The following is a 14,429-nucleotide window of genomic DNA, read 5'->3' as shown; positions in this document are numbered from 1 at the left end:
CCCTTGCAATGCCTGATCAAGATGTACGCTTGCAACACCTGAAAGTTTGGCTCGATAAACAATTGGCGACCCTCTTTGCCGAGCAGGGTTGGGGCGCCGTCCCCCCGGCCACATTGACTGCGGCCAGTAGCGACGCGAGTTTTCGGCGGTATTTCCGCTGGGAAGGCGATGGCAAAAGTTTCATCGTGATGGACGCGCCGCCGCCCCAGGAAAACTGCAAACCTTTCGTGGATATCGCCTTTTTGCTGGCGAAATCCGGAATAAATGTGCCGAAAATTTATGCCGAAGACCTCGAGCGCGGTTTTCTTTTGCTCAATGACCTGGGCAACAAGACCTATCTGGACGTCATCGACAGCGAAAATGCCGACGATCTGTTCAACGATGCCCTGCAAGCGTTGCTGGCTTTCCAGCAGTTGCCGATGGTTGCGCCGCTGCCGAGCTATGACGTGGCATTGCTGCGTCGGGAACTGGAGCTGTTCCCCGAGTGGTACGTGAAACGTGAACTGGGCATCGAATTCGACGCAGCGCAGCAAGTGCTGTGGCAGCAGGTCAGCGACCTGTTGATCGACAGCGCCCTGGCGCAGCCAAAAGTCCTGGTGCATCGCGACTACATGCCGCGCAACCTGATGCTCAGCGAGCCCAATCCCGGTGTGCTGGATTTCCAGGACGCGGTGTATGGCCCGGTGACCTACGACGTGACCTGCCTGTTCAAGGACGCTTTCCTCAGCTGGCCCCAGGAGCGTGTGTCCGGCTGGCTCGAAAGCTACTGGCAGCAGGCGGGCGCCCTTGGTATTCCGGTGCAGCCAGAGTTCGAGGACTTCCTGCGTGCCAGTGACTTGATGGGGGTGCAGCGTCACCTGAAAGTCATCGGCATTTTCGCGCGCATCTGCCATCGCGACGGCAAACCGCGCTATCTGGGCGATGTGCCGCGGTTCTTTGCCTATATAGAAGCCGTGATCGCTCGCCGTCCTGAACTGGCCGAGCTGGATGTATTGCTGGCCAGTCTGCGTGCCGGAGTGAAAGCATGAAGGCAATGATCCTGGCCGCGGGCAAGGGCGAGCGCATGCGCCCGCTGACCCTGACCACGCCAAAGCCGCTGGTTCGCGCCGGCGGTGTGCCGTTGATCGAGTATCACCTGCGGGCGCTGGCCGCCGCCGGGTTCACCGACATCGTGATCAATCATGCCTGGCTCGGTCAGCAGATCGAAGACTATCTGGGTGATGGTTCGACATATGGCGTGAGCATCCAGTACTCGGCGGAAGGTGAGCCCCTGGAAACCGGCGGGGGGATTTTCCGCGCCTTGCCGTTGTTGGGGGATGAGGCGTTTGTGGTGGTCAACGGTGATATCTGGACCGATTACGACTTCAGCGTGTTGCATCAGCCCATTAACGGCCTGGCGCACCTGGTGCTGGCCAGCAACCCGGCCCATCACCCGGCCGGGGACTTCAGCCTGGTCGAAACGCAGGTACGCGACGGTCAGCCAGAGGTTGGAACCCTGACCTACAGCGGTATCGCCGTGTTGCATCCGCAGTTGTTCGACGGTTGCACCGCGGGGGCCTTCAAGCTCGCGCCGTTGTTGCGCAAAGCCATGGCTGACGGTCAGGTGACTGGCGAACAGTTGAAAGGCCACTGGGTCGATGTCGGCACTCACGAACGCCTGGCCGAAGTTGAAACATTAATAGAAGCGAGCCGCTGAGATGCTGTGGCCAGGGACTCTGATCGGAGCCGGAGCGGGTTTTGCCATAGCCAGCATTCCGGGGGCCTTGCTCGGCGCATTGTTGGGGCAGGCGCTGGACCGGCGCCTGCACTTGCAGAGCTGGGGGCATTTGCGGGAAAAGCTGGGCGGTCGCCCGGTGCTGCGTAACGATGAATTGCTGTTTGTCCTGTTGGGGCGCCTGGCCAAGTGCGACGGTCAGGTGGTGGCCGGGCACATCGAACAGGCCCGGGCGGAAATGCGCGCGCTGGACATGTCCGGGCCGGCCCAGCGTCGTGCGATTGCCGCGTTCAATCGCGGCAAGTCGGGCCGCGACCGCCTACGCGGTTATCTGCGTCGCCTGAGTGCCCAGCCCCATGCGGCCGAAGGCGTGTTGCGCGCCTGCTGGCGAATGGTCTGGGCCGATGGTCGTGCCGGCAGCAGTGAACGTGAGCTGATCAGCCAATGGGGCCGGTGGCTGGGCTGGACACCTCACCAGGTAAATGCGCTGGCCCACGACTATGAGCCGCAGAAGCGGCCATTGAGCAGCAGCGTGCCAAGTTATCAGGACGCCCTGAGGCTTTTGGGGGTGTCGGCTACCACCGAGCCGGCGCAGATCAAGCGTGCTTACCGACGCCTGCTCAGTCGGCATCATCCGGACAAGATTGCCGGTAGCGGTGCGACGGCGATGCAGGTTCGTGAAGCGACCGAGAGAACGCGGGAATTGCACAGTGCCTATACGTTGATTCGGGAGCGGCGGGATTTTCGCTAGTCCGGAACATTTGCGTCGCCAGTGATACCGCTATCGCGGACAAGCCACAGGTTTTGTGTCGTACACAAAACCTGTGGCTTGCCCGCGATGAAGGCGCCTCGGTCTGTCAGTCTGTCGCAGGCAGCGGACTCAACCAGCCCCGCACCCGCCGGAACAGTTGCTCCTGCTCTGCCTTGTTGTCTGGCAACGCCTTGAGCGACACCTGGCTGAAGGCCGACGCCTTCAATCGTTTGCTGGCCTGCAGACGGGCCAGAGCCGCATTGCGATCCAACAGTTTGTCGTTATAGAAGATATCGGCGGTCGGCAGCTTCAACGTCGGGGTCAGTTCCGCCAGTTCCGGTTTCACCGTCACGGGTGTCTGCGCGGCAACCATCACCAGTTTCTCGACCTGCGACGGCTGCCTCTCGCTCAGGTAGCGCGCGGCCCAGTAGGCGCCCGAACCATGTCCCAACACCACGATGCTACGAGCGCTTTGCTGTTCGGCGAATGCGATCGCCGCGTCGATCCGGGCAAAGATGCGCTCGGCATCAGCCTTGGATTGTTCCTCGGTGGTTTCGGCGACAACCTTGTCGGCCACATCGGCCTCGCCGCCGGCCACCTGCTCGATGGGGGCTGCGGTGGTCGAATCTTTACTGGCGCTTTCGGCGGCTTTGGGAGCGGGTGGCGCTTCCACGACTCGTGGCGCAATGGCATCGCTTTGCAGGTCTGGCAAGGTGATACTCAGGCTGCTCCATTCGACGTCCGGCAATTTGCGCCGCAAAGGACCGACCGCTTGCGGCCAGTCAACGGTTTCACCGGCGCCCGGGATGATAATGACCGCGCCTTTGGGTTCGGCAGTATTGGCCGGTTTCCACAAGGCCAGAAACGTGTCGTTGCCCGCTTGCAGTTGTTGCTGTTCCTGAGCCGGGATTTTTCGCTCAAGTGCAGTCGCTTCTTCCTGACTACGCTCAGGCAACGGCTGACGTTCGAGTGGTTTTTCTTCGGCGGTTTTTTCTGTTGCACCAGGTGCCGGGTCGGCCGCCTCGACGGAAAAAGCGCAAGGCAGGATCAGCGACAGGCACAATGCTGGCAGTGCCAGGCGGTAGACAGGGGGCATCGGATATTCCAGGCCAGAAGTTGTTCCGGCAGCCTAATGGGTTGGTCAGTATTTGTCAGGGTGTGAGAGTTCAATGATGCGTTTTCGCTGCCTGTGGGTTATCGGCTGCTTGTGGTTTCCCTTGATGGGCTGGGCGGCGGCCATGCCCCCGGAGCACCTTGCCCGACTGACGCCGAAACAACAGTCCTGGCTGGCGCAGCAGAGCGAGTTGCGGGTCGGCCTGGTGTTGCAGGCGCCCTATGCGCAATACGATCGTCGCTTGCAGCGCCTGTCCGGGGTGAATGTCGACTTGATGAAGTGGCTGGCCAAGACCCTCAACGTCGAACTGAGCTGGCGCAACTTTCCCGACCTTGAGCAACTGGAGGCGGCCGCGCGCGAGGGCGAAATCGACATCGCCCCGGGGCTGACCCAAACCCCTGGCGGATTGCGCCTGTGGCAGTTTTCCGACCCCTACATGCGGGTGCCGCAACTGGTGGTCAGCGACCAGAAAAGCGCGGGCACGGTCGAACTGGAAAAGCTCGACAGCCAGACCCGCGTCGCCGTGCGCATGCCCAGCGCCATCGCCGATTATCTGCACGGCAACTATCCACACCTGAACCTGCAGGGCGTCCCGATGGAGCGCCAGGCGTTACAGTTGCTGACGGGCCAGCAGGCGGCCTATGCGGTGGTTGACGAGGCGCAATTGGGGCGCCTGTCCGTCGAGCCGGAGTTCGCCGGACTGGTGGTGGTCGGGGATGTCGGCCTGCCGCAACTGCTGCGGGTGGCCACGCGTCGCGACAAGCCGGAACTGGCGGGCATCGTTGAAAGCGCGTTGCGGGCGATTCCGGCCAAGGATCTGGAACAGCTGCACAATCAATGGCTGCAACCCAAGTATCCGCGCCTCACCGAGTCTCCGGGATTCTGGCAAAACCTCTGCCTGTTGCTGGCGGTATTGGCGTTGAGCTGCATGGCTATCGTGTTCTGGCAGCGGCGCCAACAGCACAGTCTGGAGCAACGCCTGATGGCCGCGCAGGACGACATTGCCATGCGTGCCGCTGGCGAAGAGGCGTTGCGGCTCACCCAGTTTTCCATCGACCAGAGCACCGTCGGCATTCTCTGGGTCAACTGGGACAGTCATGTGCGCTACGCCAACCGCGCGGCGGAAAACATGCTCGGCTACCCGCCTGGCGGGATCATTGACCGACCCTTGATCGACTTCGAGCCCGGCCTGCACATGGACCGCTGGCTCAATCTGTGGAAGCGCGCCCGGGCCAGTGAAGACGGCCCGCAAAGCTTCGAAACCAACTGCGTGCGCGCCGACGGCAGCGTGCTGCCGGCCGACGTCTCGTTGAGTTTTCTGCGTTTTCGCAACGGTGAATACCTGGTGGTTTACCTCAACGACGTCACCGAGCGGCGTCGTGCCCTGGCGGCCCTGCAGGAAAGCGAGGCGCGGCTGCAAGGTATCGCCGCCAACGTTCCGGGGCTGGTTTTCCGCCTGGAACGGGCGCCGGTGACCGGCCAGATCGACTTTGCCTACATCAGCGAAGGCAGCGAAAGCCTGGTGGGCTACTCGCCGGCCACGCTGGCCCATCGCGACAAAGGCCTGCGCAGCCTGGTGCATCCGGATGACAAGGCCAGCTATCACCAGACCCAGGACCATGCGCTGGATACCGACAGCGACTGGTCGTGGCAAGGGCGCATCCTCACGCGCCAGGGCGAGCAGCGCTGGGCGGAGATCAAGGCCATCACCCGGCGGCTGGAAGATGGCGCCTATGTCTGGGACGGCATCGTCTGGGATATCAGTGAGAGCAAGCGCATCGAGCTCGAGCTGGCCAGCTCCCGGGAACAATTGCGCGAGTTGTCCGCACACCTGGAGAGCGTGCGCGAAGAAGAAAAGGCGCGCATCGCCCGGGAAGTTCATGACGAATTGGGGCAGATGCTGACGGTGCTCAAGCTGGAAACCTCCATGTGCGAACTGGCTTACGCGCAACTCGATCCGGGTCTTAACGAACGCCTGGGCAGCATGAAGCGCCTGATCGCTCAACTGTTCCAATTGGTTCGCGACGTGGCGACTGCATTGCGCCCGCCGATTCTCGATGCCGGCATTGCCTCGGCCATCGAATGGCAGGCCCGACGCTTTGAAGCGCGTACGCAGATTCCGTGTCTGGTGCGGGTGCCGGACAATCTGCCGGTGCTCAGCGACGCCAAGGCCATCGGCCTGTTCCGGATCCTTCAGGAAGCGCTGACCAATGTCATGCGCCATGCTCAGGCGCATACTGTCGAACTGACACTGGCGCTTGAAGGCGACGAGTTGTGCCTGACGGTCAGCGATGACGGTGTAGGATTTGTTGCCGCACTTGGCAGGCCAACCTCCTTTGGGATCGTCGGAATGCGTGAGCGGGTATTGATCCTGGGCGGTGAGTTATCCCTTGAGAGTGAACCGGGTGAAGGCACGACCCTGAGTGTGCGCGTGCCGCTGGACCGCCGACAGTCGTAATCAATGAGGAAGGGCAAGTGATCCGTGTACTGGTAGCCGAAGACCACACCATCGTCCGTGAAGGCATCAAGCAACTGATTGGCCTGGCCAAGGATTTGCTTGTGGTGGGGGAGGCGAGCAATGGCGAGCAGTTGCTCGACACCTTGCGTCATGTGCCCTGCGAAGTGGTGTTGCTGGACATCTCCATGCCGGGGGTCAATGGCCTGGAAGCCATTCCGCGGATCCGCGCCCTGAACAATCCGCCGGCGATCCTGGTGTTGTCGATGCACGACGAAGCGCAGATGGCCGCCCGGGCGCTCAAGGTCGGGGCGGCGGGTTATGCGACCAAGGACAGCGACCCGGCGCTGTTGCTGACGGCGATTCGCAAAGTGGCGTCAGGCGGGCGTTACATCGACCCGGATCTGGCCGATCGCATGGTTTTCGAGGTCGGCCTGACCGACTCGCGGCCATTGCACTCGTTGCTCTCCGAGCGCGAGTTTTCCGTGTTCGAACGCCTGGCCCAGGGCGCGAACGTCAACGACATCGCCCAGCAGTTGGCGCTGAGCAGCAAGACCATCAGCACGCACAAGGCGCGGTTGATGCAGAAGCTCAACATCACCTCGCTGGCGGAACTGGTGAAGTACGCGATGGAGCACAAGCTCCTCTGATACCGCATCCCCTGTAGGAGCCGGCTTGCTGGCGATGGCGTTCTAGAGGTCGCTATCGCCAGCAAGCCGGCTCCTACAGGATTAACGCGACGCCATATCCATTTACGACATGCCGAACAACCGCTTTTGCCATTACTTGCGGCTTGTAGCTGAGCGCCGCCATTGCATTTGCCAAAACGCGCCATCCTTGTAGGGCAATCCCTACCCCCAACCTTCCATCCGGCTGAGGCGAATCTCTCTTGCCCCCCGATTTGCGTGGTCCCCAGCGTCCACTAGGCTTAATCCCACAGCAGTCATCAATAACAAAGGTGTGGGTATGAGCCAGGTCGATTCAAGCGCAGGGGCCAATGATGTTCTGGTCAGCTTTCGTGGAGTGCAGAAGAGCTACGACGGCGAGAACCTGATCGTCAAAGACCTCAACCTGGACATTCGCAAAGGCGAATTCCTCACTCTTCTCGGACCGTCCGGCTCCGGCAAGACCACCAGCCTGATGATGCTCGCCGGTTTTGAAACGCCGACCGCGGGCGAAATCCTGTTGGCCGGGCGCTCCATCAACAACGTGCCGCCGCACAAGCGTGACATCGGCATGGTGTTCCAGAACTACGCCTTGTTCCCGCACATGACGGTGTCCGAGAACCTGGCGTTCCCGCTGACCGTGCGCGGCATGAACAAGAGCGACGTCAGTGCCCGGGTCAAGCGCGTGCTGAGCATGGTCCAGCTCGATGCCTTCGCCCAGCGCTACCCGGCGCAGCTTTCCGGTGGTCAGCAACAGCGTGTGGCATTGGCCCGCGCGCTGGTGTTCGAGCCGCAACTGGTGCTGATGGACGAGCCCCTCGGCGCACTCGACAAACAACTGCGTGAACACATGCAGATGGAAATCAAGCACCTGCACCAGCGCCTGGGCGTCACCGTGGTCTACGTGACCCACGATCAGGGCGAAGCCTTGACCATGTCGGACCGCGTGGCGGTGTTCCATCAGGGCGAAATCCAGCAGATCGCGCCACCGCGCACCCTCTACGAAGAGCCGAAAAACACCTTCGTCGCCAACTTCATCGGTGAGAACAACCGCCTCAATGGCCGACTGCACAGCCAAACCGGCGACCGGTGCATTGTCGAACTCGGACGCGGTGAAAAGGTGGAAGCCCTGGCGGTCAACGTCGGCCAGACCGGTGAGCCGGTGACCCTGTCCATTCGTCCGGAGCGGGTGAGCCTCAATGGCTCCAGCGACCAATGCGTCAACCGCTTCTCCGGGCGGGTCGAGGAATTCATCTATCTGGGCGACCACGTCCGGGTGCGCATGGAAGTCTGCGGCAAGACCGACTTCTTCGTGAAACAGCCGATTGCCGAGCTCGATCCTGCGCTCGCCGTCGGCGACGTGGTACCGCTTGGCTGGCAGGTCGAGCACGTTCGTGCACTCGATCCGCTTCTAGAGGCGAACTGATCGCCCCGGCAATACCAACACCAACCCTGCACGTGGAGAGAACAATAAATGTTGAGATCCCTGAAATTCACCGCTTTGGCACTGGGCATGATGGGCGCGGCACACGCAATGGCGGCCGGCCCGGACCTGACCGTGGTGTCCTTTGGCGGAGCGAACAAGGCGGCTCAGGTCAAAGCCTTCTACGCACCGTGGGAAGCGGCAGGCAACGGCAAGATCGTGGCGGGCGAGTACAACGGCGAAATGGCCAAGGTCAAGGCCATGGTCGACACTAAGAGCGTGTCCTGGGATCTGGTAGAGGTTGAATCGCCAGAACTGTCCCGTGGTTGCGACGAAGACATGTTCGAGCAACTGGACCCTGCGTTGTTCGGCAAGACCGAAGACTATGTCAAGGGCGCCATCCAGCCTTGCGGCGTGGGCTTCTTCGTGTGGTCGACCGTGCTGGCGTACAACGCTGACAAACTGGCATCCGCACCGACCAGTTGGGTCGATTTCTGGGATACCAAGAAATTCCCGGGCAAGCGCGGCCTGCGTAAAGGCGCCAAGTACACCCTGGAATTCGCACTGATGGCCGACGGCGTTGCGCCGAAAGACGTCTACAAAGTGCTGGCTGGCAAAGATGGCCAGGATCGCGCGTTCAAGAAACTCGATGAGCTCAAGCCGAACATCCAGTGGTGGGAAGCCGGCGCACAACCGCCGCAATACCTTGCTTCGGGTGACGTGGTCATGAGCTCGGCCTACAACGGTCGAATCGCTGCCGTGCAGAAAGAAAGCAACCTGAAAGTCGTATGGAACGGCGGCATCTACGACTTCGACGCATGGGCCATTCCAAAAGGTCTGGATGCCAAGCGCGCTGAAGCTGCGAAGAAGTTCATCGCCTACTCGGTGATGCCACAGCAGCAGAAAACCTACTCGGAAAACATCGCCTACGGCCCGGCCAACACCCAAGCCGTACCGTTGTTGGCCAAGGATGTCCTGAAAGACATGCCGACCACCCCGGAAAACATCGCCAACCAGGTGCAGATCGACGTCAGCTTCTGGGCTGACAACGGCGAGCAACTGGAACAGCGTTTCAATTCCTGGGCTGCGAAGTAATGCTTCGCCTGTAGGAGCTGGCTTGCCAGCGATCCGGGCGACACGGTGTATCAGCCAGACCCCGTTATCGTTCATCGCTGGCAAGCCAGGCTCCTACAGGTGATGAGTTGTTATCCAGAACAGAGGTGGCCTTGCCCTCAACAAGCGCCACCTCTGTAACGATCAAAGATTTGCGGAGTACGTCATGGCTATCGCCGTTCCCCTGAACGAGGGCACCAGCCCCACCTTGAAGCAGCGGCTCAAGCACGCCGAGCGGGTCAACCGCTGGAAGGCCCAGGCGCTGATCGCGCCGCTGGTGCTGTTTCTGTTGCTGGTGTTCCTGGTGCCGATCGTGGCGCTGCTCTACAAAAGCGTTGGCAACCCGGAAGTGGTCGGCGGCATGCCGCGCACCGTGACCGCCATCGCCAGTTGGGACGGCCGTGGCCTGCCCGCTGAACCGGTTTACAAAGCAGCGGCTGAAGACCTCGCCGAGGCTCGCAAGAATCAGACCCTGGGCGATCTGTCCAAGCGCCTGAACATGGAACTGGCCGGCTACCGCAGCCTGCTGACCAAAACCGCCCGCGCCTTGCCGCTTGCCACTGAACCGGCCTCCTATAAAGAAGCGCTGGAAGGCCTCGACGAGCGCTGGGGCGACCCGGCCTACTGGCAAGCGGTACGCCGCAACACCAGCAGCATCACCCCGTATTACCTGCTGGCGGCTGTCGATCACCGCATCGACGACCTCGGCGAAATCGCTCCGGCCACTCCGGATCAGGCGATCTACCTCGACATCTTCGCCCGCACCTTCTGGATGGGCCTGATCATTACCGTGATCTGCCTGGTGCTGGCGTACCCATTGGCTTACCTGCTGGCGAACCTGCCATCGCGGCAGAGCAACCTGCTGATGATCCTGGTGTTGCTGCCGTTCTGGACCTCGATCCTGGTGCGGGTCGCGGCGTGGATCGTGTTGCTGCAATCGGGCGGCCTGATCAACAGCGGCCTGATGGCCATGGGCATCATCGATAAGCCGATCGAACTGGTGTTCAACCGCGTCGGCGTCTACATCTCGATGGTGCACATCCTGCTGCCATTCATGATCCTGCCGATCTACAGCGTGATGAAAGGCATCTCGCCGACTTACATGCGCGCCGCGATTTCCCTCGGCTGCCATCCGTTCGCCAGCTTCTGGCGGGTGTACTTCCCGCAGACCTATGCCGGTGTCGGCGCCGGTTGCCTGTTGGTGTTCATCCTCGCCATCGGCTACTACATCACCCCGGCATTGCTGGGCAGCCCGAACGATCAAATGGTCAGCTACTTCGTCGCCTTCTATACCAACACCAGCATCAACTGGGGCATGGCGACCGCACTCGGTGGGCTGCTGCTGTTGGCGACGGTCGTGCTTTATCTGATTTACAGCTGGCTGGTGGGCGCGAGCCGCCTGCGCCTGAGCTAAGGGGAGAACGAAATGCTGAGTCCTTACATGTCGCCCATCGAACGGGTGTGGTTCTACAGCTTGCGGATTCTCTGCGGCTTGATTCTGTTGTTCCTGATCCTGCCGGTGCTGGTGATCATTCCGCTGTCGTTCAACTCCGGCAGTTTCCTGGTGTACCCGCTGCAGGGCTTCTCGCTGCAGTGGTACCACGATTTCTTCGCCTCGGCGGAATGGATGCGCGCCCTGAAGAACAGCATCATCGTCGCCCCGGCGGCCACGGTGCTGGCGATGGTCTTCGGTACGTTGGCGGCCATTGGCCTGACTCGCGGCGACTTTCCCGGCAAGGCGCTGGTGATGGCGCTGGTGATCTCGCCGATGGTGGTGCCGGTGGTGATCATCGGCGTGGCCAGCTACCTGTTCTTCGCTCCGTTGGGATTGGGTAACAGCTTCTTCTCGCTGATCGTGGTGCATGCGGTGCTGGGTGTGCCGTTCGTGATCATCACCGTGTCGGCGACCTTGCAGGGGTTCAACCACAACCTGGTGCGGGCCGCTGCGAGCCTGGGCGCTTCGCCGCTGACCACGTTCCGCCGGGTGACCTTGCCGCTGATTGCGCCGGGCGTGATCTCGGGCGCGCTGTTTGCCTTCGCGACGTCGTTCGATGAGGTGGTGGTGACGCTGTTCCTCGCCGGTCCCGAGCAGGCAACCCTGCCACGGCAGATGTTCAGCGGTATCCGCGAGAACCTCAGTCCGACCATCGCCGCCGCCGCGACGCTGCTGATTGCCTTCTCGGTGATCCTGCTGCTGACCCTGGAGTGGCTGCGTGGGCGTAGCGAAAAACTGCGTACCGCGCAGGTCTGACACCGCACCCTGTAGGAGCGAGCCTGCTCGCGATGAACGTCAACGATAACGCGGGATACCTGACACCCCGCGGCGTTCTCGGGTTCATCGCGAGCAGGCTCGCTCCTACAGGTGTTTTTGGCAGTTTTCGGCAGGTCCGGTCATTCATGGCCTGAATGGCAGACAAACCCCAATCCCCAGCTACTATTGTGCCCAGCTCCCCTACCTATAAGAGGCTGCGCACATGAGTCTTTCCTCTTTCAAAATCGCTCACAAACTGATCACCGGCGCAGGTGCCATCGAGCAACTGTCCGCCGAGCTGGCGCGTCTGGACATCGATAACCCGTTGATCGTTACCGATGCCGCTTTAGTGAAATCCGGCACGGTGGAACTGGCGCTGGCGCAACTGGGCGAACGCAGCTACGAGATTTTCGACCGAGTCCTGCCGGACCCGGAAATCGCCATCGTCGAAGATTGCATGCAGGTGTACCGCGACGGCGGGCATGACGGCTTGATCGGTCTGGGCGGCGGCAGTGCCATCGACATTGCCAAGAGCGTTGCAGCCTATGCCGGGTACCACGGCGCGCTGGAGGACTTGTTCGGTATCGATCAGGTGCCGCGCAAAGGCCCGCCGCTGATCGCCATCCCGACCACCGCCGGCACTGGGTCGGAAGTGACCAACGTTGCCATCCTTTCCGACAAGGTTGCGCAACTGAAAAAGGGCATCGTCAGCGACTATCTATTGCCGGACGTGGCGCTGGTCAGTCCGCAAATGACCCTGACCTGTCCGCGCAGCGTCACGGCGGCCAGCGGCGTCGATGCGCTGGTGCATGCCATCGAGTCCTATCTGTCGATCAACGCGTCGCCGATTACCGATGCCCTGGCCATCGGCGCCATCAAGCTGATCGCCAAGGCCCTGCCCAAGGCCTACGCCAACCCGTCGAACCTGCAAGCCCGCGAAGACATGGCCACCGCCAGCCTGATGGCCGGCATGGCGTTCGGCAATGCCGGGGTCGGCGCGGTGCATGCGCTGGCGTATCCATTGGGCGGGCGCTTCAACATCGCCCATGGCGTCAGCAATGCCTTGCTACTGCCCTATGTCATGACTTGGAACAAGATGGCCTGCATCGAACGCATGCAGGATATTGCCGAGGCCATGGGAGTGATGACCGCTCATCTGAGTGCCAACGAAGCGGCCGACAAAGCCGTGGAGGCCATGAGCGAGTTGTGCGCGGCGGTGGAAATCCCGTCCGGCCTGCGCAGCTTCGGAGTGCCGGAGGACGCCATTCCTGCCATGGCCGTGGAAGCCGCGGGCATTGAGCGCTTGATGCGCAACAATCCGCGCAAATTGAGCGCGATCGATATCGAGAAGATCTACCGCGCTGCCTACTGATCATCGCGCTCACGGTGCGCGCGTCAAAGCATGAGGTATACAATGCGCGCCATCGTGATTCTGCTCAGAAAAGGTGCGTCATGCAGCCCTTCGTAATTGCTCCGTCGATTCTCTCCGCCGACTTCGCCCGCCTGGGCGAAGAAGTGGACAACGTCCTGGCCGCCGGCGCCGACTTCGTGCACTTCGATGTCATGGACAACCACTACGTACCGAACCTGACCATCGGCCCGATGGTCTGCGCGGCATTGCGCAAGTACGGCGTGACCGCGCCGATCGACGCGCACCTGATGGTCAGCCCGGTGGATCGCATCGTCGGTGACTTCATCGAAGCCGGCGCGACCTACATCACCTTCCACCCGGAAGCCACGCAGCACGTCGACCGTTCCCTGCAACTGATCCGCGAAGGCGGCTGCAAGTCGGGCCTGGTGTTCAATCCGGCGACCCCGCTGGACGTGCTCAAGTACGTGATGGACAAGGTCGACATGATCCTGCTGATGAGCGTCAACCCGGGCTTCGGCGGGCAGAAGTTCATCCCCGGCACCCTCGACAAGCTGCGCGAAGCGCGGGCGTTGATCGATGCTTCGGGCCGTGACATTCGCCTGGAAATCGACGGCGGCGTGAACGTGAACAACATTCGTGAAATCGCTGCGGCTGGCGCTGACACCTTCGTCGCCGGCTCGGCCATCTTCAATGCGCCGAACTATCAGGAAGTCATCGACAAGATGCGTTCCGAACTGGCGCTGGCTCGCCCATGAGTGGCTTTGAGCAGCTGTTCCCGGGGCAACTGCCACGGCTGGTGATGTTCGATCTGGACGGTACGTTGATCGACTCGGTGCCGGACCTGGCAGTGGCTGTGGACAAGATGCTGCTCAACCTCGGTCGCCAACCTGCCGGCCTGGAAGCTGTGCGCGAATGGGTCGGCAATGGCGCGCCGGTACTGGTGCGACGTGCGCTGGCTGGCGCTATCGATCATTCGGCGGTCGATGACGTCGAGGCCGAACGGGCGCTGGAGTATTTCATGCAGGCATATGGCGAGAGCCATGAGTTGACCGTGGTTTACCCCGGTGTGCGCGACACCCTCAAATGGCTGAAAAAGCAGGGTGTCGAGATGGCACTGATCACCAACAAACCGGAGCGTTTCGTCGCACCGTTGCTGGATCAGATGAAGATCGGCCGTTATTTCCGCTGGATCATCGGCGGCGACACCCTGCCACAGAAAAAACCCGATCCGGCCGCGCTGTTTTTCGTGATGAAGATGGCCAACATTCCGGCTTCGCAGTCGTTGTTCGTGGGTGATTCGCGCAGCGATGTGCTGGCGGCGAAAGCGGCGGGGGTCAAGTGCGTGGCCCTGAGCTACGGCTATAACCACGGCCGGCCGATCGCCGAAGAGTTGCCGGCGCTGGTGATCGACGACCTGCGCAAACTAATTCCCGGTTGCCTGGATCCGGCCGCTGAGATAACGTTGGCCGACGCTGTCCAACCCCCTTCTGGAAACGCCATCGTGGTGGTCACTCGCAAACTCTGGATGAAAGTCATCAAGGCCCTGGCCCGCTGGCGTTGGCGCGCCTGAC

Annotated in this window: 13 protein-coding genes; 12 read left to right on the top strand and 1 reads right to left on the bottom strand. The window is 61.6% G+C overall.

Features of this window, described 5'->3' with window-relative positions:
• Positions 1-8 precede the first annotated feature (8 nt).
• Genes EI969_RS14445 through EI969_RS14435 form a run of 3 tightly spaced genes read left to right on the top strand, consistent with a single transcriptional unit; the run spans position 9 to position 2,465 of the window.
• The gene (locus EI969_RS14445; protein ID WP_160388398.1) at positions 9-1,028 is read left to right on the top strand and encodes an aminoglycoside phosphotransferase family protein; all 1,020 of its coding nucleotides are present in this window, start codon (positions 9-11) and stop codon (positions 1,026-1,028) included.
• Positions 1,025-1,696 carry an N-acetylmuramate alpha-1-phosphate uridylyltransferase MurU gene (gene murU / locus EI969_RS14440; RefSeq protein WP_160388397.1) on the top strand — a complete coding sequence of 224 codons (672 nt, stop codon included), beginning with the start codon at positions 1,025-1,027 and terminating at the stop codon, positions 1,694-1,696. Before EI969_RS14445 ends, murU begins: the two co-directional genes overlap by 4 nt.
• Position 1,697: 1 nt before the next feature.
• A complete protein-coding gene (locus EI969_RS14435; RefSeq protein ID WP_160388396.1) occupies positions 1,698-2,465 on the top strand; it encodes a TerB family tellurite resistance protein in 768 nt (255 codons plus the stop codon).
• 106 nt (positions 2,466-2,571) lie between these two features.
• Here EI969_RS14435 and EI969_RS14430 read toward each other — a convergent pair whose 3' ends face one another.
• On the bottom strand, positions 2,572-3,561 hold the full coding sequence (locus EI969_RS14430) for an alpha/beta hydrolase family protein (RefSeq protein WP_160388395.1): 990 nt from the start codon (positions 3,559-3,561) through the stop codon (positions 2,572-2,574).
• A gap of 73 nt (positions 3,562-3,634) precedes the next feature.
• Here EI969_RS14430 and EI969_RS14425 point away from each other — a divergent pair, with 73 nt between their 5' ends.
• From EI969_RS14425 to EI969_RS14385, 9 genes are all read left to right on the top strand, one after another.
• Entirely contained in the window at positions 3,635-6,037 is a 2,403-nt protein-coding gene (locus EI969_RS14425; RefSeq protein ID WP_160388394.1) for a PAS domain S-box protein, read from the top strand.
• 17 nt (positions 6,038-6,054) lie between these two features.
• Positions 6,055-6,684: a response regulator transcription factor gene (locus EI969_RS14420; RefSeq protein WP_103396764.1), complete on the top strand. Its 630-nt coding sequence runs from the start codon at positions 6,055-6,057 to the stop codon at positions 6,682-6,684.
• A 316-nt stretch (positions 6,685-7,000) separates the two neighbouring features.
• A complete protein-coding gene (locus EI969_RS14415) occupies positions 7,001-8,125 on the top strand; it encodes an ABC transporter ATP-binding protein (protein ID WP_160388393.1) in 1,125 nt (374 codons plus the stop codon).
• 48 nt (positions 8,126-8,173) lie between these two features.
• The gene (locus EI969_RS14410) at positions 8,174-9,217 is read left to right on the top strand and encodes an ABC transporter substrate-binding protein (protein ID WP_160388392.1); all 1,044 of its coding nucleotides are present in this window, start codon (positions 8,174-8,176) and stop codon (positions 9,215-9,217) included.
• A gap of 184 nt (positions 9,218-9,401) precedes the next feature.
• Positions 9,402-10,649, top strand: coding sequence for an ABC transporter permease (locus tag EI969_RS14405; protein WP_007980201.1), 1,248 nt, complete (start codon positions 9,402-9,404; stop codon positions 10,647-10,649).
• A 12-nt stretch (positions 10,650-10,661) separates the two neighbouring features.
• Positions 10,662-11,486 carry an ABC transporter permease gene (locus EI969_RS14400; RefSeq protein WP_007980200.1) on the top strand — a complete coding sequence of 275 codons (825 nt, stop codon included), beginning with the start codon at positions 10,662-10,664 and terminating at the stop codon, positions 11,484-11,486.
• A 223-nt stretch (positions 11,487-11,709) separates the two neighbouring features.
• Positions 11,710-12,858: an iron-containing alcohol dehydrogenase gene (locus EI969_RS14395; protein ID WP_160388391.1), complete on the top strand. Its 1,149-nt coding sequence runs from the start codon at positions 11,710-11,712 to the stop codon at positions 12,856-12,858.
• An 80-nt stretch (positions 12,859-12,938) separates the two neighbouring features.
• Positions 12,939-13,613, top strand: a complete 675-nt coding sequence (rpe, locus tag EI969_RS14390) for a ribulose-phosphate 3-epimerase (RefSeq protein WP_053162900.1) — start codon at positions 12,939-12,941, stop codon at positions 13,611-13,613.
• Entirely contained in the window at positions 13,610-14,428 is an 819-nt protein-coding gene (locus tag EI969_RS14385; protein ID WP_160388390.1) for a phosphoglycolate phosphatase, read from the top strand. The genes rpe and EI969_RS14385 overlap by 4 nt, the downstream gene beginning before the upstream one ends.
• Position 14,429: the final 1 nt, after the last annotated feature.

This window comes from Pseudomonas sp. PB101 (genome assembly GCF_009764265.1).
Taxonomy (GTDB): domain Bacteria; phylum Pseudomonadota; class Gammaproteobacteria; order Pseudomonadales; family Pseudomonadaceae; genus Aquipseudomonas.
The sequence above is the reverse complement of the archived record's forward strand: the minus strand, read 5'-3'. Positions and strand labels throughout refer to the sequence as shown.